Origin of the sequence: Sporocytophaga myxococcoides, assembly GCF_000775915.1 — a bacterium.
GTDB classification, from domain to species: Bacteria; Bacteroidota; Bacteroidia; order Cytophagales; family Cytophagaceae; genus Sporocytophaga; species Sporocytophaga myxococcoides_A.
In genome coordinates, this window is sequence record NZ_BBLT01000011.1 from 188143 (window position 1) to 210461 (window position 22319).

Here is a 22319-nt window from a genome sequence, read left to right on the forward strand (position 1 = left end):
CTGATCATAACTTGTAATGGGGATTTACTTTGTTTTTTTTTTACATACCAAATTCCGATTTATTTTTCTTCCCTTAGCTTTCTCTGCAATATCTTTATCCGATAAATCGTATAGAAAAAAAACCTATATTTAGGACTCTTTGTATTTATAGTATTTATACAGAAATCTGACAGAAATCAATTAATTCAATTCAAATGAAAAAAGGCATTCTTATTTTTCTGGGGATAATAGCATTTTTATTTATCCTCCTGTTAACAATTCCATTCCTTTTTAAAGATCAAATCAAAGCTAAAGTAGATGAGCAGATTGCCAAAAGCGTTAACGCTACTGTAGTTTTTGATTCAGACAAACTAGGATTGTCACTTATCAGAAACTTTCCAAACGTAACTATTTCCATTGATGATTTTGGCATTATCGGGAAGCAGGAAGAGTTTAAAGGCGACACTCTTTTCTTTGCCAAGAGTTTTAAAGTGGTAGCCGATATCATGAGCGTTATTTCAGGAGATCAGATAAAAGTTAAAAGCATTTATCTGAATAAGCCAATTGTTGCAACATATGTAACAAAAGATGGAAAAATGAGCTGGGACATTGCCATATCAACTCCTGAGGATACTGTTCAAAAAGCTCCTGAAGAACCTTCTAAATTCAGTATCGCACTTGATAAGTGGCAAATTGAAGATGGTCTTATCATTTATGAAGACAAATCTCTTCCTATGTATGCTGAACTAAGAGGCTTTAATCATACTGGCAAAGGAGATATTACTCAGGACATTTATGATGTTGAGACCTACACTAAGTCTAAAGAGACTGTTGTTATATTTGATAATGTTGCTTATCTGAACAAACATCAGGTTGAAGCAAACCTTAATCTGAATATTAACATGCCAAAGTCAGAATATAAGTTCCTCGAAAACAATATCAAGATCAATAATTTTGATTTCGGTTTTGACGGACTTGTTGCTATGCCAGGTGATGATATCATCTATGATCTTACTTATGAGGCAAAGGAAACAGATTTCAAAAATCTTATCTCTCTTGTTCCTGCCATTTATACTAAAGATTATAATGATCTGAAGGCTGAAGGTAAAGTCGGATTTAACGGAATTGTAAAAGGTAAACAAACAGCTACTACTCTTCCCGGATTTACATTCAATCTTAAAATCGATAACGGAAGCATGAAGTATCCATCACTTCCTTCCGCTATTAGCAATATTGCTACTGACCTGAGTGTTGTTAACAATGATGGTATCATTGATAATACGGTTATCAATCTGAAGAAATTCCACATGGATATGGATAAGAACCCTGTAGATGCCCGTGCTCTTGTAGAAGGATTGAATCCATATAAAATTGATGCCAATCTACTTGCGAAAGTAAAACTTGATGATATAACTAAATTTTATCCTATTGAAGGAACAACTTTGAAAGGTCTTTTTGGGGCAGATGTAAAAGTGAAGGGTATGTATAGCGATTCTCTGAAACTTATGCCAGTGGTTGATGCAAAGATGTTCTTACAGAATGGTTATGTTAAAACGAAAGATTTCCCTGCTGCATTAGAGCAAATGAGTTTTAATGCTGCCGTACAAAGTTCAGGTGATATGCCGACCTCTAAAGCATCACTGGAGAACTTTAAAATGGTGATGGACGGAGAACCGTTTGAAATGAAGGCATATGTTCAGAATTTTGATAATCCTGCTTACGACGTGAACCTTAAAGGTATTATTGATCTTACAAAGATGACGAAGATCTATCCTCTTGAAGATATGACCGTTGCTGGCAGAATCATTGCAGATATTGCAACGAAAGGGGTATTGTCTGATGTGGAAGCCGGAAGGTATGATAAAACTTCTACAAGCGGTACGATGAAGGTTTCCAACCTGAAGTATTCAAGCAAAGACTTTCCTCAGGGAATGGCTCTTTCTTCAGCAAGCTTTACGCTTTCTCCTGATAAAATGACCATTGATAATATGGATGGCTATCTTGGGAAAAGCGATATCAGTGTAAAGGGATTTTTCTCTAATTACATGGGCTATATGTTCGGAAAGCAGGATACAGTGCTTCGCGGAAATATGAGCTTTAACTCAAAGAAATTTGATGTGAATGAATGGATGACAGACGAAGAGGCCCCAACTGCTCAAGCTCAGGCTGAACCTGTGGATAGTGGACTTGTAGAAATTCCGAAGAACATTGACTTTTTCCTTGCGTCCCAGATCGGAGAAGTTCTTTATGACAATATGAGCCTTAAAGATCTGAAAGGTAACATTATCATGAAAGATGGAATTGCAAGGCTGGAAAATCTTGTTTTCAATTCTCTTGGCGGAAGTTTCTTACTGGCAAAAGGAGAGTATAATACTAAGGATTTAGAAAAGCCGTCATTCGATTTTGATATGAAGATTACAGAAATTCAGATCAAAGAGGCATTCAAGACATTCAATACAGTACAAACATTTGCTCCAATGGCAAAAAATATGGAAGGTGTAGTTTCTTTATCCCTGAAGACAAATGGTCAGATGGATAAATATATGAATCCGCTTTATCCTACCATGTCAGGAGCTGGAAGCCTTGCAATTCCTAATGCAACTATTAAAGACAACCCTGTTTTGGCTACAATGAGCAAGCTTACTATGGTAAAAGAGCTTAACCCTCTTGGAGTAAAAAATGTGATTGCGAATTTCAAAATCGAAGGAGGTAAGTTAAAGGTTGAACCGTTTGATGTAAATGCTGGTAACTTCAAAATGAATATTGGCGGCGCCTCCGGATTTGATGGTGGTCTTGATTACATTGTAAAAATGGATGTTCCTGCAGGAGCTTTAGGCTCTGCTGTAAATTCAGCTTTAGGAAAGATCACAGGTCAGCCTTCATCAGGTTCGGACAACATAAAGCTTGATCTGAAAATAGGGGGAACCAACAGCGATCCAAAAGTTGGTATAGCAGGGAGCAGCGTTCAGCAGCAAGGAAAAGAGCAGGTAAAGACTGCTGTTGAGAACAAAGTAAAAGAAGAAATTAAAAACAATGCTCAGATCCAGGAAGCTCAGAAGCAAGCTGAAGAGGCTAAGAAGGCTGCTGAAGAAAAAGTAAAGGCAGAGCAGGAGAGAATAAAGAAAGAAGCCGAAGAAAAGCAGAAAGCAGAACAGGAAAGACTGAAGAAAGAAGCTGAAAAAGGCGTTAAAGATCAGCTTAAAAAGCTTCCCAAATTTTAATTAAAAGTATAACAAAAAAGAAAGAGGTTGTTTCACAAGAAGCAACCTCTTTTTAGTTCTAAGTGATAAGTTTTAAGTTATAAGAAAATTACTTATTACTTTAAGCTTTCCGTCTTTCGCTTTCCGCACTTTTCAAAAAGAGCAAAGTATTAAATTCTTAGAAAATCACTTATAACTTACTACTTAAAACTTACTACTTTTATATTTCCACAAGAGCTACTTCAGATACATAATAACTTTTCCCACTCTTGCATTCTTTACATATATATCTTGTCCGATTAAGTTTGCCTTTAATGAAAAATTTTCTTCCCAATCGGAATCGCTGCCCCTCTGTAAGCTCGGATAGATAAACAAGGTTATCATCTTTGTCAAATTCCCTTAAAGCCATCATGAGATTTGTATCTGAGCATGTAGAAGCTTTAGGGTCGGCGATATAATCTTTTAAAGCTTTTGATAAGGAAGCAGGGAAATCATGCCTTTCGAATATAGGTATCAATAATTCTGAGAATATGGCTTTCCATTGTTCACCGTGAGGTTTTATCCTGTTTCCGTAACGGATCTGTGCTTTGAGGTGTGCAACCTCATGCAGATAGGTGACAAGAAATGAATAAGGATTTAGGTCGTGATTAAGAGTTATAGTATGTTCCTTTGTGCGAGGGTCGTATCTATAGTCACCGAGTTTTGACTCTCTTCTTCGGGTTAATCTGAAGTAAAAGTGATTTTCATACCAAAGCTTGTAACAATATGAAACTGTTCCTTTCGGAAGATGTTTTTCAAAAACTGAAATAAGTAAATTATCCTGCATTTTAGGAGTAAATAGAATTTTAAAATAAGAATTTACAGGAACAGTGGCATGGGAATGTAAGGATTTTTTATTCCTGGTAATAATGGGACTTTTCCGCTTATTTTTCATACCCTTTTTTTGAAATTACATGCCAGAGCGGGAAAAGTTTTGCAAAAAATGGTCTAAATTTTCAACTTATGGTGTATCTATGATATAAGAAAGCTTTAAAATTGTTATATTAGCTCCTTAAGAATTTTTAAATTAAATAAGTATGGTTGAAAATATAAAAACATCCGCTCTAAATGGAGTTGTAGTAGGAGATCAGGTTCAGGAGATTTTCGAAGCAGCAAAAAAACATCAGTTTGCACTTCCTGCAGTGAACGTAGTAGGAACTAACTCTGTGAATGCTGTTTTGGAAACTGCAAAAGAAGTTAACTCTCCTGTAATTATCCAGTTATCAAACGGTGGTGGACAGTTCTACGCTGGAAAATCTCTTCCAAATGACAAACAGCAGGCTTCTATAGCAGGTTCTATTTCTGCAGCTCACCATGTACACCAATTATCTTTGGTTTATGGTGTTCCTGTAATCCTTCACACTGACCATGCAGCAAAAAAACTTCTTCCATGGATAGACGGTATGCTTGCAGCAGGTGAGGATTTTTTCAAAGCATACAAAAAACCTTTGTTCTCATCTCACATGATCGACTTGTCAGAAGAGCCTCTTGAAGAGAACATAGAAATCTGCAAAGAATATCTTAAGAGAATGTCTAAACTAGGAATGACTCTTGAAATCGAGCTTGGTGTAACAGGTGGAGAAGAAGACGGAGTAGACAATTCAGATGTAGATAATTCTAAACTTTATACTCAGCCTGAAGAAGTTTCTTACGCTTACGAAGAACTTATTAAAATCAGTGACAAATTTACAATTGCAGCTGCTTTTGGTAATGTTCACGGTGTTTATAAGCCGGGTAGTGTTAAGCTTGAGCCAAAAATTCTTAATAAGTCTCAAGAATATGTTAAGAAGAAATTCAATCTGAGCGCTGAAAAACCAATCAACTTTGTATTCCACGGTGGATCTGGATCTAGCCAGGAACAAATCAGAGAAGCAATCTCTTATGGTGCTATCAAAATGAATATCGACACTGATATTCAGTGGGCTTATTGGGATGGAGTGAAAAACTACTACAAGAAGAATGAAGGATATCTTCAAGGCCAGATCGGTAACCCTAAAGGGGAAGATCAGCCTAACAAGAAATTCTACGATCCGAGAGTTTGGTTAAGAGAGGGTGAGAAAACTCTTGTAGCTAGATTGAAGCAGTCATTTGAAGATTTGAATGCAATCAATGTCAATGCTAAATTGTAATTCAGATGAATTCTTCTTCTTTATTTGAAGGATTTAAAATATAAATAAAAAGCCCCTGACATGTCGGGGGCTTTTTATTTAATAACTATGCTTTAATATTTTCCTGCGGTACTTCGGTAACTTTACCTTTAAGAATGATCAGGAGATCAGTTAATTTTGATTTAAGTTCTTTTCTGTCAACAAGAAAATCAAGGAATCCATGTTCCAATAAGAATTCCGCAGATTGAAAGCCTTCAGGAAGGTCTTTTCCAATAGTTTCCCTGATTACCCTCGGTCCGGCAAACCCAATCAAAGCTCCGGGTTCAGATATATTGAAATCACCAAGCATTGCATAAGAAGCAGTTACCCCTCCGGTCGTTGGATCTGTCATTAATGAAATGTAAGGAATTTTTTCTCTGTCAAGAAGTGCAAGTTTAGCCGAAGTTTTAGCCATTTGCATAAGTGAAAATCCGGCTTCCATCATTCTGGCTCCCCCAGATTTACTGATCATTAAAAATGGGATTTTATGCTTTCTTGAATAATCGATAGCTCTTGAAATTTTTTCACCTACCACAGACCCCATTGAACCACCAATGAACTTAAAATCCATGCAGGAAATAACAATTTCAATTCCATTCATTTTTCCTACAGCAGACCTTACAGCATCTTTAAGGCCTGATTTTTTTTGTGAAGCTTTAATCCTGTCTGGGTAAGCCTGGCTGTCTGTAAACTCCAATGGGTCAGAAGAGCTAAGAGTAGGATCTAATTCAGTAAATTGATTATCATCAAAAATCAGTTCGAAGTATTCTTTGGAGCCTATTCTGGCGTGATAATTACACTCAATACAAGTATAGGAATTAAGTACATGAGCACTGGTCTGCATGACTTTTTTGCATTCGGGACACTGATACCAAAGCCCATCAGGAACTTCCTTTTTCAGTTCTGTAGGTGTTTGAATTCCCTTTTCTGTTCTTTTAAACCAAGTCATCCCCTTATTCGTTTAGTTTGTTTATTTTCACTGTTAATTATAATTCTTAAGCTAAGTCTATTTCTTTGGTCAGGTAGACATCCTGAACCGCATTTAAAAGTTCCACTCCTTGAGAAAATGGTTTTTGAAAGGCTTTTCTGCCTAAAATAAGTCCAACCCCCCCGGCTCTTTTATTAATGATTGCTGTTTTTACAGCTTCTTTTAGATCATTATCACCTTTTGATTCTCCTCCTGAATTGATCAAACCTATTTTGCCTGAATAACAATTAGCTACCATATATCTGGTAAGGTCAATAGGATGGTTTGATGAAAGGTCAGTGTACATTTTTTCGTCGTATTTTCCGAAATTAAGTGCCTTAAAGCCTCCATTGGTCTCTGGTAACTTTTGTTTGATAAGGTCAGCCTGTATGGTCACTCCTATATGGTTTGCCTGACTGCTCATATCTGTTGAATTGTGATAGTCAACACCGTCCTTTTTGAAAGAATTGTTTCTAGTATAGCACCATAATATGGTCGCCATTCCGAGTTCATGTGCATGTTCAAAGGCTTCGGAAACTTCAATTAACTGTCTATTACTTTCTTCAGATCCGAAATATATGGTAGCTCCTACCGCAACTGCTCCAAGATTCCATGCTTCTTTTACTTTCCCGAACATAATCTGATTGTATTTATTCGGGTAAGTAAGTAGTTCGTTGTGATTGATTTTTACTATAAAAGGAATTTTATGGGCGTATTTTCTGGCATTGATGGCTAACGTCCCGAAAGTACTTGCTATGGCGTTGGAGCCCCCTTCAATTGCTAGTTTAATAATATTCTCCGGATCAAAATAAATTGGATTAGGAGCAAATGAAGCTCCAGCTGTATGTTCTATATCCTGGTCTACAGGTAAAATGGATATATAACCGGTTCCGGACAATCTTCCATGTCCAAGCATTGCGGCAAGACTTCTAAGGACAGGCGTTGGGCGATTAGACAATGCAAACGATTCATCTACATAATCAGGCGTAGGGTTTCGGATCGATTGCTTTTTTATTGTCTCACATTGATGCTTCAGGAGGTAATCCGCATCATTTCCGAGCAGACTTAATATCTTATTGTAGGACATTTCTTCTTCTATTGTGATGAGAAACTTTTTATCCAATACAGAAAAGCAAAGATATCTTTTTTTTCAAATCCTCCAAATTTAGACGATTTACAAACACCTGACTGAAAATCAGTTGATTATCAGGCAGGTGTTTTAATGATTTCAGAGTATTTTTTTAAAAGGATAGCTTTACTTTACTTCCTCATAGTCTACATATTCCCCCTCAGAAGGCGATCTTCCCGATTTCTTCTGATTTTTAGGAACATAATCAATGTCTATCGTCCCTTCTTTTTTTCTGGGACGTACCGGCTCCTGGTTATTTGTGGTAAAACCTTGTTGTTCAGCCATTTTTTTAACCATTCGCTCAATAGCGTACCTTAACAATGGCTTTGTGAGCCATCTAATTGCCAGATAAATAAGAAATATTGAAATTAAGACTTTAAACATATATCTATAAACTACCTGCTGAGGTATAAGTTCCTTTCAGAGTAAAGTTTTAAGAAATAGTCGTCCTGCAAATCATCAATGAAGTAGATTGCTTCGCCTGTTGATTTCATTTCCGGACCAAGTTCCTTATTTACATTAGGAAATTTGTTGAATGAAAATACAGGTATTTTGATAGCATATCCCTGCTTTTTAGGATTAAAATTGAAGTCTTTAACCTTATTTACACCAAGCATTACTTTTGCTGCATAATTTACATATGGCTCGTCATAAGCTTTGCAAATAAAAGGGACAGTCCTTGAAGCTCTTGGATTTGCCTCGATTACGTATACTACTTCATTTTTTACAGCAAACTGGATATTTATCAATCCTACAGTATTTAAAGCAATTGCAATTCTTTTGGTATAATCCTCAATTTGCTTAATTACATTTTCACTTAGGTTAAAAGGAGGCAGAACAGAATGAGAATCTCCGGAGTGAATACCTGCAGGTTCAATATGCTCCATTATTCCAATGATGTAAACATCTTCTCCATCACATATTGCATCTGCTTCAGCTTCCAAAGCATTTTCAAGGAAATGATCAAGCAGTACTCTGTTTTCCGGAATATCTCTCAGTATGTCCACTACATGCTGCTCCAATTCTTTCTCGTTGATAACGATCTTCATGCTTTGGCCACCCAATACATATGAAGGTCTTACAAGAAGCGGGAATCCCAGCTCTTTGCTTAATTCAATAGCATCATCAGCAGTTTGAATAACGCCAAATTTAGGGTATGGAATATTGTTTTCTTTCAGAAGAGTTGAAAAGCTTCCTCTGTCTTCAGCAAGATCAAGCGATTTATAGTTTGTTCCGAGGATTTTTATTCCGTAACGCTCCAGTTTTTCCGCAAGCTTAAGTGCAGTCTGACCTCCAAGCTGAACTATTACCCCTTCAGGCTTTTCATGCTGAATGATATCATACAAGTGTTCCCAGAAAACAGGTTCAAAGTATAGTTTATCGGCTATGTCAAAATCAGTAGAAACGGTTTCAGGATTACAGTTGATCATGATAGTTTCGAAACCAGCTTCTTTGGCTGCAAGGATTCCATGAACACATGAGTAGTCAAATTCAATACCTTGTCCAATCCTGTTTGGTCCTGATCCAAGCACAATGATCTTTTTCTTATCAGAACGGACAGATTCGTTCTCTCCTTCAAAAGTGGAATAGTAGTATGGTGTTTTCGCCTCAAATTCCGCAGCACAGGTATCTACTACTTTAAATACTCTTTGAATATTGTAATCAGTTCTCTTTTTGTGTACCTCACTTTCAAGACACCTCAAAAGATGTGCTATTTGTCTGTCTGCATAGCCTTTTTTCTTTGCAGTAAACAACAGGTCTTTTGAAATATTATCTATTGTGTGTTTTTGGATCTCTTTTTCAAGTACCACAAGCTCCTCAATCTGATTCAAGAACCATGGATCTATTTTAGTAAGCTTATGGATAGTTTTAAAAGGAATTCCCATAGCAAATGCATCGCGCACATGGAATATTCTATTCCAGCTTGGATTTTCAAGGCTTTCCAGAATTTGATCCTGTTTTGTTAGTTCCTTACCATCTGCTCCAATTCCGTTTCTCTTTATCTCAAGTGATTGACAAGCCTTTTGAAGTGCTTCCTGGAAGTTTCTTCCGATACCCATAGCTTCTCCAACAGACTTCATCTGTAAGCCCAGGTGCCTGTCTGCTCCTTTGAATTTGTCAAAGTTCCAACGAGGTATTTTAACAATTACATAGTCAAGTGCAGGTTCGAAAAATGCACTTGTAGTTTTTGTAATAGCGTTACTTAATTCATCAAGGTTATAGCCTATTGCAAGCTTAGCAGCTATTTTAGCGATGGGATAACCGGTTGCTTTTGAAGCAAGAGCAGATGAACGAGAAACCCTTGGATTGATTTCAATGGCAATGACTGACTCGTCTTCAGGATTAACAGAGAACTGTACATTACATCCGCCGGCAAATTGGCCAATGCCGTTCATCATTTTGATGGCAAGGTCTCTAAGGTGCTGGTAGGTGGTATCAGCCAGGGTCATTGCCGGAGCAACAGTGATAGAATCTCCGGTGTGAATACCCATAGGGTCAAAGTTTTCGATAGAGCAGATGATAATTACATTGCCCAGGTTATCTCTCAAAAGCTCAAGTTCGTATTCTTTCCAGCCCATGATGCTTTGTTCAACAAGAACCTCATGAATAGGAGAGGCATGTAATCCTCTTGTAAGCGCTTCATCAAAATCTTCTGGTCTGTTCACGAATCCACCGCCTGTACCACCAAGCGTAAAAGAAGGCCTGATGACAAGTGGAAATCCTATTTCCTGAGCGATTTCTTTTCCCTCAAGGAAGGACGTTGCTGTTTCTCCTTTACAAACACCAACTCCAAGTTCAAGCATTTTAAGCCTGAACTTCTCTCTATCTTCAGTCGTCTCAATTGCTTTAATATCAACCCCGATGATTTTTACATTATATTTTTTCCAGATACCTGCTTTGTCACAGTCAATTGCCAGATTCAGTGCAGTTTGTCCGCCCATTGTTGGAAGCACAGCATCAATTTTGTGTTTTTCTAAAATCTCAATAATAGATTTTTTCTCAAGCGGCTTTAGATAGACATGGTCTGCAGTGACCTTATCAGTCATGATTGTAGCCGGGTTAGAATTAATGAGTACGACTTCTATACCTTCTTCTCTCAGGGATCTAGAGGCTTGGGAACCGGAATAGTCAAACTCACAGGCTTGTCCGATAATGATTGGACCGCTACCTATGATCAAGACGGTCTTGATACTATTGTCTCTTGGCATTTATGATGGGCGTTTTTATAATCAAATATTTTGAACCGACACAAAATTAGGAACTTAAGATTCCAAAGGATTAAGAAAATTCCAGGTAGGAATTTCAAAAATCCTACAAATGTAGGGCAAAAAGTAATTAAAGTGAAAAAATGTAAGAGAAATGTGAATATTTAATGAGTTCTTGGAATATTTTAATTTGGAAGAAATATTTCATAATTAGTTTTTTAGGAAAAATTAAAACCAGTAGATTCGTTGTAAAATTATTTCAGTCAGATGTATTCAAATATTTTTTTTAGTAAAAGGGCTGCTTTTGTGAGCATAGTATTACTAACATTATTGATTTCGCTTTACCATATAACTTCAATAGAGGTAAATCTTTGGGATGAATCAAGGCTAGCTGTAAATGCTATAGAAATGTATCAAAATGGCAACTTCATCACTACTTATTTTGATGGAAGTCCTGATATGTGGAATACCAAACCGCCATTTATGATTTGGTGTATTGTATTGTCGATGAAAATATTTGGAATAAATGAGTTTGCTCTAAGATTCCCAAGCATTGTTTCTTTTATTACTCTCTCTTTGTCGATCTTTTGGTATATCAAAAGGAAGACAAATGATCAATATGCTGCTTTTTTCTCTTCTTTGGTGTTGATTACCATCACTGGTCTTGCTTCAATTCATGTGTTTAGGACAGGCGATTATGATTCAATGCTTGTATTATGGACTACTTTTTATTGCTTTGCTTTTTTTGAATATTTGGAATCTAATAAGGTTAAGTATCTAAATTATTCTTTCCTATTCTTTATATTAGCTTGTTTAACGAAGGGTATTGTAGCTTGCATACCACTACCTGCTATTGGAGTATATATTTTAGCGACACGGAATTTTAAGATTTTCAGAGAAGGCAAATTCTACTCTCTAATTTGCTATACAATATTAATTATACTGGGGTATTATTTTCTTAGAGAAAAGCAAAATCCGGGATATATTAATGCAGTAAGTATGAATGAGTTGGGTGGAAGATTTCTGGGGACAATAGAAAATCATAATCAACCTTGGAATTACTATTTTGATTTAATGAAAAATGTCCAGTTAAAATTTTGGATATATTTCCTTCCTTTAATTTTTGTACCAATATTTTTATCAAAGGAGAAAATTGTAAAGCAGATTATTTATTATAGTCTTCTTTTGTCGGGTTTTTATCTGCTGATCATTTCCATTTCTCAAACAAAACTGCAATGGTATTCTGCTCCGGCTTATCCCTTTATTTCAATTTGTCTCGGTCTTTCTATCAGCTTTGCTTTAAAATTTCTAAGCAAAAAGTGTATATCAGATGAGCCGATTGAAGGTAAAGAGAAAATAAAGCAAGTTGCGTTTTATACGATAATATTTGGGATAATTATATTCCCGGTTTTCAATATATTGAAAACCATAAAGAAGGGAAATGAAGAAACTAATAATGTATTTGTTCCTGTGAAACAAGCGGTAACTGACCTTCAAAACTTTACCAAGCAGAATAAGGGAAAATTTATTGTATACTCGAATAACTATAATGCAACACTAAGTTTTTATCTCAAAAAACTTAATTTTGAAAATAAGGCTAATGTGTATTTGAATGTTGGAGAGCCTTTAAATGCTATGGATACGATAATCGTGATTAAAAATCTTAATGAGGGACTCTTGAAAACTTATGGTTCCACGGTGCTTTTTGAATCTCCCAATGTTAAAGTTATAGCTACGATCGGAAGCCTTTTTGATTTCGAGCTGAGTCAAAAGGATTTGATACTGCTGAAGCTCATGAAAGAAATAATGAATTCAGAAGAACAAATGCAATGGCAAAGAAAAAAGTGTGTTACCAATAAAATTCCTTTACAAGTTCAGATTATCTGGGAAGCTGGGTACCTGATGAAAATGAATGGTCAGGCCTCGCAAGAAGAAATAGATCAATTAGTTAATAAATTCACGGATGAATGTAAAAAAGGGAATTTGTTACAGCTTGATCCCAACTTTAAGAAGTTGTTAAAAAATGACAAACACTTTGATTTCCGCTTAACAGATAAGGAATTAACGTTTTTTAGCCGGATGTCGGATATAATGAATTCTGAGGAACAAATGGAATGGCAGAGAAAGAAGAGTGCTTCAAATAAGATTCCATTAACGGTTCAGATTATGTGGGATGCAGGATATCTGATGCAAATGAATGGCGAGGCTTCCAAAGAGGAAACAGACCGTATCATAAATAAGTTTACAGAGGAGTATAATAAAGGAATTTACTTTAACCATTAATATTTTTACCTATTTTTATGCAAATTAATAAAGAAGAGCTACTCCATTTGAAATGGTATTACCTTCCTTTTATATTCATTTTTTTAAGTTTTTCGCTTCCAACGATAAACTTTTCCTCAGATATGTATTGTTGGACAGTTTGGTCCAATGCTTTTTTTGAACACGGTTTTGTTAAGGGGTACGAAATTAGTGGGTGTAATTATTTACCACTTTACATGTACGTTTTAAAAATATATGGTTGGTATAATGGTTCGGTTGAAGAAATAGGAAGAAATATTAATTACCTTAAATTATTTACACTGGTATTTGATGTTCTGACAATTTATCTCCTGATTAATCTTTTGGTTAAATTTAATATCTCACCTTATAAATCATTTTTAGTCCTCTTTAATATTGCGTTTTTATATAATTCAATTATTTGGGGGCAGGTAGATTCCATTTTTACTTTTTTTGGGTTAGCCTCAATTTTATTCGCATTAAATAAAAAAGTCTTATGGAGTATAATTTTCTTGGTTTTAGCACTAAATGCTAAATTACAGGCAATTATATTTATCCCAATTGTGGTAATTGTCCTGCTTCCCGCGGTTTTTGAAAATCCGAGATCATTAATTAATGGATTAATAGGAGGATTAATTATTCAAATTGTTATTCTCCTACCATTCTTGTTGGAGAATAAGTCAGATTTGGTTCTGAAAGTAGCTTTTGGCTCTGTGGGATATTATCCGGTTGTTTCAATGAATGCTTTCAATTTTTGGTATTTAATTATGGATGGGAATTTGAGAGAAGTTAGCGATGAAATTTTATTTTATGGAATAAAATATAAGACCTGGGGGTTGATTTTATTCTTTTTGTTTTCATTTATTTCCCTGTTACCTCTGCTTCTTTCTACATTGAATATTATAATCGAAAAGAAGGAAAAGTCAATGGAATATTACAAGATAGTGTTTCTGGCTGCCGCTGCTATACCCTTGGTCTTTTTCTATTTTAATACTGAAATGCATGAAAGATATTCGCATGCAATGATTATTTTCATAGGATTCTATGCCTTGATATCTTCTAACTATCTGACCTATTTTCTTCTTTCTGCAGGATATTTTTTAAATATGGAAAAAGTATTAACATTCTTAAGTTTGAAAAATTATAATACAATTATATTTGATGTTTCATTTATCTCACTTTTATTTTTGGTTGGACTGATTTCTATACAATTTCAGCTGTATTCTAATATTACTGGAAATGAATTGTCATTCTTAAAAAAAATAAAACTGAAACTAAGATATTCATAATATGCCGGAAATTTCAGTCATTATACCAATATATAATGAGGAGAAAAATATACTCCTTCTTTATAAAAGAGTATCAGATGTCCTCCAAAATTTAAATGTGGAGTATGAGTTGGTATTTGTAAACGATGGCAGCAAAGACAAATCGATTAATATAATTTGTTCTTTAGCCAAATCAGATTTAAGTGTAAAATATATTGATTTTAGTAGAAACTTTGGTCATCAGATAGCGGTAACTGCCGGACTGGATAAATGTACAGGTAATTTTATCGTAATTATTGACGCTGATCTTCAAGATCCTCCTGAGCTAATAATAGACTTATATGCAAAAGCAAAACAGGGATTCGAAGTTGTCTACGCAAAAAGGAAAACAAGAAAAGGTGAAAATGTTCTTAAAAAACTAACAGCATATGTTTTTTATCGATTGCTTGCGAAAATCACCTCTTGCGAAATACCTGTTGATACTGGCGATTTCAGGATTATGAGCAGAAAAGTTTTGGATGTATTAAAAAATATGCCGGAGCAACAAAAGTATCTTAGAGGTCAGATTGCCTGGATTGGATTTAACCAAACTTTCGTGGAATATGATAGGAATGAAAGACATTCTGGAAAAACCGGTTACACTTATAGGAAAATGCTAAAATTTGCATTTGATGGAATTACTTCATTTTCAAATTTCCCTTTAAAGGTAGCTTCAATAGCTGGATTTATAGTTTCTGGGATTGCCTTTATAATTATGTTATATACATTATATTCCAGGTTTGTATCAAAAGATTTCGTTCCTGGCTGGACTTCATTGATGTTGAGTGTAATGTTTATAGGAGGCATTCAATTGATTTGCATGGGAATAATCGGCGAATACATTAGTCGGATAGCGAATAATGTAAGGAACAGGCCCCTCTACATAATCAATGAAACTAACCTGAATACTATCGAAGTTGAATCTCCTAAAGTATTGGAATAAAATAATTAGGTTAGGCCGGACTCATTTTGTCAATTGTTGATTTGCAAAAGTATCGACTTGTTTGTTTTTTATTTGTTAGTTTTTTCCATGGTTATTTTTGAATTTATCCATGTTTCTTTTATTTTTTTTATCTCTGAAGAAATTAAAGGATTCTGTTTGGGTTAGAGTGTGGATTTAAAATAGTTTTCCTGAATTTTTCTAAAACTTCCTGTTCAGCTAAAAAAAGATTAAAAATTAGTTGCCAATTATTTTAAATTTGTCCTTTGTGTCAATTTTAATATCTAAAGGATAATGAGAAAAAAAATAGTTGCCGGAAACTGGAAAATGAATAAAACTTTTGAAGAAGGTTTGAAGCTGGCTTCAGAAGTTGTAAATATGGTTAAAGATGAGGTAAAATCTGATGCTGGTATCGTTCTGTGTCCGCCTTTTATTGAGCTTCATGCTGTGAGCAAGTTAGTGGAGGGAAGCAAAGTAGCACTTGGCGCTCAGAACTGCCATTCAAAAGCTTCCGGAGCCTTTACAGGTGAAGTTTCAGTAGAAATGTTGAAATCTGTAGGAGCTGGATATGTGATTTTAGGACATAGTGAAAGAAGAGAATATTTTAATGAGTCAAACCAGTTTTTGGCAGAAAAAGTAAATATATCGCTTCAGAATGGTCTTACGCCAATATTCTGCTGCGGTGAGACGTTAAGCCAAAGAGAAAAAGGCATACACCTGGATTTTGTTAAAAGCCAATTAACTGAAAGTCTTTTCCACCTTTCTGAATCTGATTTCCTAAAAGTAGTTATTGCATATGAGCCAATCTGGGCAATAGGCACCGGTGTTACAGCTACTACTGCTCAGGCTCAGGAAATGCATGCTATCATCAGAGACCATATCAAATCAAAATATGGAGCCAAAGTAGCAGATGCCACTACAATTCTATACGGTGGAAGCTGTAAGCCAGACAACGCCAAGGAACTCTTCGCATGTCCTGATGTTGACGGAGGATTGATAGGCGGTGCAAGCTTGAAAGCAAGAGATTTTGTTGATATAGTTAAATCATTCTAAAACAAATAGTAAAAGGCTGGGTTGGTAGTATTTACGGATTTTAAGTCCGAATATTAGAAGTCCAGCCTTTTTAAGTAATATAAATATTTAGTATTTTAAATAGTTTATTTTGGACTTTCTTCAAATAATAATTCCGGCAACAGAGGATATAAAAGAGATGCTGATAGCTGAACTTGATTTTTTAGGTTTTGATTCTTTTCAGGAAACCGAAGAAGGAATCGAGGCATATGTACAAGATGATATTTTTCAGGAAGAAGAGTTGAAAGAGGTATTATCCAAATATCAAGATACTCCTTTTTATACTGTATCTAAGCTCGAGAAAAAGAACTGGAATGAAGAATGGGAGAAAAACTTTGACCCGGTCAGAATTGATGACCAGGTACTCATCAGAGCATCATTTCACCACCCTGATAAGAATTTTCCGTATGAAATTCTGATCAACCCCAAAATGGCATTTGGGACAGGGCATCATGAAACTACTTCTTTGATGATTAAAGCTCAATTAGGCCTTGATCATCAGGGGAAAACAATACTTGATGCCGGAGCAGGAACTGGTGTATTGGGCATATTTGCCGGAATGCTTGGTGCTAAAGAAATTACAGCAACTGATATTGATGAATGGGCATTTTCCAATATGATTGAAAATGCTGAGATCAATAACATTTACAATATGAAATGTTTGCAGGGTACAATGGCAGAACTGAATCTAACTAAATATAAATACGATATTATCCTTGCCAACATTAATAAAAATGTATTACTGGATGAAATCAAATTATATGCATTAGCATTAAATAAATCCGGATACCTGCTTTTAAGCGGATTTTATACAGAAGACATTGAAGATATTAAATCCGAAGCAATTAACAGGGGCTTAAAATTCGAAACGAGCTTGCAGAAAAATAACTGGGCTTGTTTAATGTTTCAACATTCCTGATAGAAATTACCATGATGAGGCTTAAATTTTACCTTATTTTTTTAGTTGTTACCGTTCCTCTCATTTGCAGGGCGCAGTATAAACTTGCATCTGAACCCGCACAATTTGTTGTGGACGTTAGTACAATGCTCAACACCACTAACAATCAGGGTGCAATGCTTGTGGCCTCAAACTTTAATAATGCCTGGTCAGGATTTTCAGACGACCAGAAGAAGAAAATTATTGAAACCTGCCAGAAAATGTTGAAGTCTAAGAAACTAAAGACTAATCCTAATTTTTCAGATTTCTTTGCGACTCTGGCGGCATCCAAAAATAACAATCTTTCAGCTTCCAATCTTGATACTCTACTAGCCATTACACAATATGCTGTTGAAAAATATGATGGACAAAAATTGAACACTTTTTTTCCTACAATCAGACTTGTTGTTGAGAAGGGTATGATTTATTCCTCCGGTTATAATAGACTATATTTTAAAGGTGGATCATATAATTTTAGAATGGTGAAAGCAAAAGAAGAAGCTTCTATAATAGATCAATATGACCAGCAATTAGCTTTAGAAGAACAGCAGGATCAATCTCAGAATCAAAGTAATGATGATGGATGGGGAAATGCGAAGGATATGGATAAGAAGAAAAAAGAATTCTTCAGCGACTGGGATAATGCGGAAGCTCAGGAAAACAATTGGGGAACACTTGAAGAAAATCAACAAACTCCTGAAGCCCAGAATATTTATGAAGTTGGTTATGTGCCTAATCCTCAGCCTCCAATAGACGGAGCGATTATAGAATTCAAAGATGTGGACTTTACCTTTGTGACAGCATATGACAGCACATCCCTTAAAGGTACAAGCGGGAGTCTTATGCTGAAAAATAATCTTTTTGTTGGTAAGGGCGGTACGTTTGACTGGACTATGGCTGGTTTAAATCCCGGTGAAATAACTGCAGAATTGAAAGACTATAATTTCCCGGTTAAATCTACCAAGCTGGTTTGCGAAAATGCAGTACTCACTTATCCAGCAAAAACAGATGCGAAAGTAGAAGGGATCTTTGAATTTAACAGTAAAAAGCACAAAAGTATTGAAGAAAATCAATATCCACGATTCAAATCCTATGGAAGTAATATTGATATCAAAGGCCTTGGAGACAATATAAGATACCATGGCGGATTATCTCTTGCTGGAAGAAGAATGTACAGTTCATCCATTGATGAGGGTTCAGCGTCGATTGAAATTCTCCATGAGGGAAAAACCAAAATAAGGTCCGTCTCTCCACGTTTTGCGATGACAGACTCAACCATCACTTCCGATGTTTCGAGCATAGTTCTTTACCAGACAGAAACAGATTCAATCTTCCACCCAGGAGGAAGTCTGAAGTATAATAAAAATAAAGCTACAGTTCGTATAACCAAGCCTAATGGATACAGACATTCTCCATTTCTTGATAGTTATCACAAAATAGAAATAGTAGCAGATGCACTTTCATGGAATCTCGCAGGATCTCAGATAGATTTTAATATTACTAATGGAAGAGATCAGATAGCCGCTCTTTTTGAATCCGAAGAATATTTTAGCGGTGACAAATATTCAGGAATGCAGGGAATGTATAAATTTCACCCACTCCAAATGATTGTGGCACATGCTGATAAAACAAAATCAGATGTTATGTTCGCTGATGATGTTGCAAAGGCTTATAAATTGGAGCCATTGACGGTGCGGGGAGCCATGGTTCAATTAATGAAAACTGGCTTCATTGATTTTAGTCCAAAATCTGGAGAAATTAAACTTAGAAGGAAAGCCAGACACTACGTCCTTTCTCGCAGAGATAAGAAAGATTATGACAATATCACCTTCGTTTCGATCAGTCCCGGCGGCGCTAATGCAACTCTTGATCTGAATACCAATGAGCTTGTTGTAAGGGGGGTTGATAAAATTTATATAAGTGATTCGCTTAACGTAAACTTTGTCCCTGACAAAAGAGAGCTTAAGATTTTGAAAAACCGCGACTTTTCTTTCCACGGAAAAATCAACACTCAGAACTTTCAGTTTATTGGTAATGACTTCAACTTTGTTTATGACAGTTTTCTTGTACACTTAAAAACTATTGATCAGATAAGACTTGCTGTGGAGTCTAAAGAAAAAACTGAAAAGGGGAAAGCAAGAGTACTAGGTAATGAATTGAGGTATTCATCCGGAACACTTTATATAAATAAACCGGACAATAAATCAGGAAGAAAAAGAATTCCTGCTTACCCAATATTCGATGCTACATCCGGTGCAACAGTATTTTTTGACAAACCAACAATTGCAAATGGAGCTTATGATACCACTATTAAGTTTAAAATTCCTCCATTTAAAATAGATAGCTTAAGCAGTGATGACCCCCAAGCTATAGGATTTGACGGTAGTTTTGAAACTGGTGGAATTTTCCCCGAGTTTAAGGAGAAACTCATTGTGATGCCAGATTATTCTCTTGGTTTTATTCATGATGTGCCAAAAAATGGTTATCAGCTTTATACAGGAACCGGAACATATTTCAACAGAATATCTCTGGATAATAAAGGAATTAGAGGAGATGGAGATATTACATATTTAAATGCCACACTCAAATCCAAGGATTTTGCCTTTTTTAAAGACTCTGTTCTTACGGAAGGAACATCTGTTGTCAATAAAGAAGGAACCTGTGCACAAGCTGCATCTCAGGAAGTTAATTATCCTGACATGGTTGTCAATGATTACAGATTGAAATGGTTGCCGAAGGCAGATAGTATGTTCATTTCTAATGCAAAAGAGCCTATCAAATTTTATAAAAATACAGGTGATATGCATGGAACGGCAATCCTGACTAAGAATGGTATGTTTGGAAAAGGGGTGCTTATCACCAGGGGGTCTGAATCTGAATCTCCCAAATTTCACTTTGAGCAAACCAAATTTGCAGCAAGAGAAACGCTTTTTAAAGTTAAATCTGATAACCCTGATAAGCCTGCACTGAAATGCGAACAAGTAAAACTGAATTTTGATCTTGATCAAAGTATTGCTCAATTTAGTCCTGAGCAGCAAGGCTTTGCAAGTAATGAGTTCCCATATGCTCAGTATAAGACTTCTCTGGATGAAGGAACCTGGGATCTGAAAAAGAAAAAGATTTTCATGAAAATGCCTGAAGGAGGAAATATTAATAAATCATATTTCTACTCTACCAGACGGGATCAGGATAGCTTGGTCTTTAATGCAACCGACGCGGTTTATGACATGGAAAAGCTAACGCTGAACGTATTTGGTATACCTTATATTAAAGTAGCAGATGGATTGGTATATCCTGACAGCAGCAAAGTAATAGTGGAAGAGAATGCTGTTATGCGTACATTGAAAAACGCGAAAATAGTGCTTGATTCCGTAACCAAATATCACCAATTATATGATGGTATTATTGATATCGAAGGTAGAAAGAAATTTGCAGGGGAGGCGACTTATCAATATGTTAACCTTGGAGCAGATACCCTTTCTTTCAAATTCCAGGATTTCAGACTTGTAGAATCTGAGAAGAAGAAGGAAGGGGCTCATACAGTAGCAATGGGGGCTATAAGAGAAGAAGATAGCCTGGAAGTGGCACCGAAAATCCTTTATAAAGGTAAAGTTACTCTGTTTGCTGAAAAGAAATTCCTTGCTTTTGACGGGTTCCTGAAGCTGGATCTTAAGGGAGCATTAAGCTATTCACAGTGGCTTAAGTATAATAATGACGGATCCAAAGCTGACGTAGTAATCAACGTAGACAATGCTGTCGCAGGTAATGGAACACCGTTAACAACAGGTATGTACTTTGATACAAGATCCAATGAAATGTATACGACATTTATCTCTCAAAAGAGAAATCAACTGGATCATGATATCTTCAGTACAAAAGGAGTTCTGGAGTATATTGCGCAAAAAGGATTGTTCAGGGTTGGTGTTCCGGATAGACTTGCAGGAAAAACTAAACAGGGTAGCATTTTCTCATATGATGATGCAAATTCAACCGCAGAATATTCAGGAAAATTTAATCTTCTTAAAGAAAATAAGAATATTACCCTTGACGCTGCTGGTTTTGGGAAATCAGATCTTACAAATTTTAAGTATGAATTCAATACTATTTTGTCATTCAACTTCAAAGTAACTTCTTCAGTACTGGCTGCAGTTGGCAAAAATATGAAGACAATGGCTTCAGCTTTCCCATTGGATACATCTGAAACTTCAGAAAAAATATTTGCCAGAGATACTGTTTTAGTTTATAAGCTGGCAGAACTTATAGGAAATGCTGGTGCGGAAAAGTTTAAGAGTCAAAAATCTCTTGGTTATGCCCCATTACCAATGATTGACAGTGATTTTGGAAAAAATGTAGTTTTCTCGGATGTAAATCTGAAATGGTCAGCAGAATACAAAGCCTTCTACAGTGTAGGTACTATTTATGTGTCTAATATTTTAAAGGATGATATAAATAAAGCAATGCCAGGACATATTGAAATTAAGAAGACGCCGAAAGGAGATGTGATAAACATCTATCTGGAAGCAGGTCCACACTCCTGGTATTATATAACCTATGATGACAATAGATTTGCTGTGACATCTTCCAATGATGAGGTAAATTCGATATTGGCTGGAAAATCAAAAGGCGAGCTGCCAGATCGTTCCAAATTTTATTATGTCAAAGCGGAAAATGGTGAAAAAACAAGATTTGTAACAATGTTTAAAGAAAGGTATCTTGGAATTCAGGAAGACTTGAACGAATCTATACCTGAAAGTCAGGAATATGAACAGGAGGACGACGCTCCTGGGGAGATTCAGGAGGATGCTCCGGGCGATGAAATTCCAAGTGTCGGAGAGGAACTAATAGAAGAAACTCCGGCAAAGAAGTCATCTAAGCCAGCCAAAAAAGGAAAAGAAGACACCAGAAATTATGATAAATACAAGCTGCCAGATCAAAATTTGGATCAGGGAAGGGAGCAGCCTGCTGGAGGTGATAAGCCTGATCCTTCAATAGAAGACAGGAAAAAACAGCAACAGGATCAGCAAAAAATGAAAAACTTGTTCGGAAATTAACATTTCTGGAACTTTTGTTTGAAGATTTTGGTTCGCGCAAGAGATTAAAAATCAATCAGATTTTTA

General features: G+C 35.8%; 13 protein-coding genes. 8 read left to right on the top strand and 5 right to left on the bottom strand.

Translation table 11 applies throughout. The features are described from left to right. Positions 1-194: 194 nt before the first annotated feature. Entirely contained in the window at positions 195-3200 is a 3006-nt protein-coding gene (locus MYP_RS21520) for an AsmA-like C-terminal region-containing protein (protein ID WP_045468173.1), read from the top strand. 199 nt (positions 3201-3399) lie between these two features. Here the strand turns inward: MYP_RS21520 and MYP_RS21525 are convergent, their stop codons facing one another. After that, entirely contained in the window at positions 3400-4113 is a 714-nt protein-coding gene (locus MYP_RS21525; RefSeq protein ID WP_081990634.1) for a SprT-like domain-containing protein, read from the bottom strand. Between the two features lie 142 nt (positions 4114-4255). On the opposite strand from MYP_RS21525, the gene fbaA reads away from it, so the two are divergent. Further along, a complete protein-coding gene (gene fbaA, locus MYP_RS21530; RefSeq protein WP_045468176.1) occupies positions 4256-5347 on the top strand; it encodes a class II fructose-bisphosphate aldolase in 1092 nt (363 codons plus the stop codon). A gap of 85 nt (positions 5348-5432) precedes the next feature. On the opposite strand, the gene accD is transcribed toward fbaA, so the two are convergent. From accD to carB, 4 genes are all read right to left on the bottom strand, one after another. Then, on the bottom strand, positions 5433-6314 hold the full coding sequence (gene accD / locus MYP_RS21535; protein ID WP_045468179.1) for an acetyl-CoA carboxylase, carboxyltransferase subunit beta: 882 nt from the start codon (positions 6312-6314) through the stop codon (positions 5433-5435). Positions 6315-6360: 46 nt separating this feature from the next. Beyond that, on the bottom strand, positions 6361-7419 hold the full coding sequence (locus MYP_RS21540; protein WP_045468346.1) for a class I fructose-bisphosphate aldolase: 1059 nt from the start codon (positions 7417-7419) through the stop codon (positions 6361-6363). Positions 7420-7587: 168 nt separating this feature from the next. Then, positions 7588-7845 carry a DUF4834 family protein gene (locus MYP_RS21545; protein ID WP_045468182.1) on the bottom strand — a complete coding sequence of 86 codons (258 nt, stop codon included), beginning with the start codon at positions 7843-7845 and terminating at the stop codon, positions 7588-7590. Between the two features lie 11 nt (positions 7846-7856). Further along, positions 7857-10670 carry a carbamoyl-phosphate synthase large subunit gene (carB, locus tag MYP_RS21550; RefSeq protein WP_045468184.1) on the bottom strand — a complete coding sequence of 938 codons (2814 nt, stop codon included), beginning with the start codon at positions 10668-10670 and terminating at the stop codon, positions 7857-7859. A gap of 303 nt (positions 10671-10973) precedes the next feature. On the opposite strand from carB, the gene MYP_RS21555 reads away from it, so the two are divergent. The 6 genes from MYP_RS21555 (at position 10974) to MYP_RS21580 (ending at position 22253) form a co-directional block, all read left to right on the top strand. Then, a complete protein-coding gene (locus MYP_RS21555) occupies positions 10974-12950 on the top strand; it encodes an ArnT family glycosyltransferase (RefSeq protein ID WP_197060155.1) in 1977 nt (658 codons plus the stop codon). Between the two features lie 215 nt (positions 12951-13165). Next, a complete protein-coding gene (locus MYP_RS21560; RefSeq protein ID WP_156140783.1) occupies positions 13166-14236 on the top strand; it encodes a hypothetical protein in 1071 nt (356 codons plus the stop codon). A gap of 1 nt (position 14237) precedes the next feature. Continuing rightward, a complete protein-coding gene (locus MYP_RS21565; protein ID WP_045468196.1) occupies positions 14238-15197 on the top strand; it encodes a glycosyltransferase family 2 protein in 960 nt (319 codons plus the stop codon). 291 nt (positions 15198-15488) lie between these two features. Continuing rightward, positions 15489-16247 (top strand): triose-phosphate isomerase, encoded by a 759-nt coding sequence (gene tpiA, locus MYP_RS21570; protein ID WP_045468205.1) that lies wholly within the window; start codon positions 15489-15491, stop codon positions 16245-16247. Between the two features lie 109 nt (positions 16248-16356). Further along, positions 16357-17184, top strand: coding sequence for a 50S ribosomal protein L11 methyltransferase (prmA, locus tag MYP_RS21575; RefSeq protein WP_045468208.1), 828 nt, complete (start codon positions 16357-16359; stop codon positions 17182-17184). An 11-nt stretch (positions 17185-17195) separates the two neighbouring features. Next, positions 17196-22253: a hypothetical protein gene (locus tag MYP_RS21580; protein ID WP_045468348.1), complete on the top strand. Its 5058-nt coding sequence runs from the start codon at positions 17196-17198 to the stop codon at positions 22251-22253. Positions 22254-22319 lie beyond the last annotated feature (66 nt).

Excerpts from the sequence above, each read along its gene's own strand:
- MYP_RS21520 (WP_045468173.1), top strand. The coding sequence starts at position 195 with ATGAAAAAAGGCATTCTTATTTTTCTGGGGATAATAGCATTTTTATTT.
- fbaA (WP_045468176.1), top strand. The coding sequence starts at position 4,256 with ATGGTTGAAAATATAAAAACATCCGCTCTAAATGGAGTTGTAGTAGGA.
- tpiA (WP_045468205.1), top strand. The coding sequence starts at position 15,489 with ATGAGAAAAAAAATAGTTGCCGGAAACTGGAAAATGAATAAAACTTTT.
- MYP_RS21560 (WP_156140783.1), top strand. The coding sequence starts at position 13,166 with ATGTACGTTTTAAAAATATATGGTTGGTATAATGGTTCGGTTGAAGAA.
- MYP_RS21565 (WP_045468196.1), top strand. The coding sequence starts at position 14,238 with ATGCCGGAAATTTCAGTCATTATACCAATATATAATGAGGAGAAAAAT.
- carB (WP_045468184.1), bottom strand. The coding sequence starts at position 10,670 with ATGCCAAGAGACAATAGTATCAAGACCGTCTTGATCATAGGTAGCGGT.
- MYP_RS21580 (WP_045468348.1), top strand. The coding sequence starts at position 17,196 with ATGATGAGGCTTAAATTTTACCTTATTTTTTTAGTTGTTACCGTTCCT.
- MYP_RS21545 (WP_045468182.1), bottom strand. The coding sequence starts at position 7,845 with ATGTTTAAAGTCTTAATTTCAATATTTCTTATTTATCTGGCAATTAGA.
- MYP_RS21525 (WP_081990634.1), bottom strand. The coding sequence starts at position 4,113 with ATGAAAAATAAGCGGAAAAGTCCCATTATTACCAGGAATAAAAAATCC.
- MYP_RS21540 (WP_045468346.1), bottom strand. The coding sequence starts at position 7,419 with ATGTCCTACAATAAGATATTAAGTCTGCTCGGAAATGATGCGGATTAC.
- accD (WP_045468179.1), bottom strand. The coding sequence starts at position 6,314 with ATGACTTGGTTTAAAAGAACAGAAAAGGGAATTCAAACACCTACAGAA.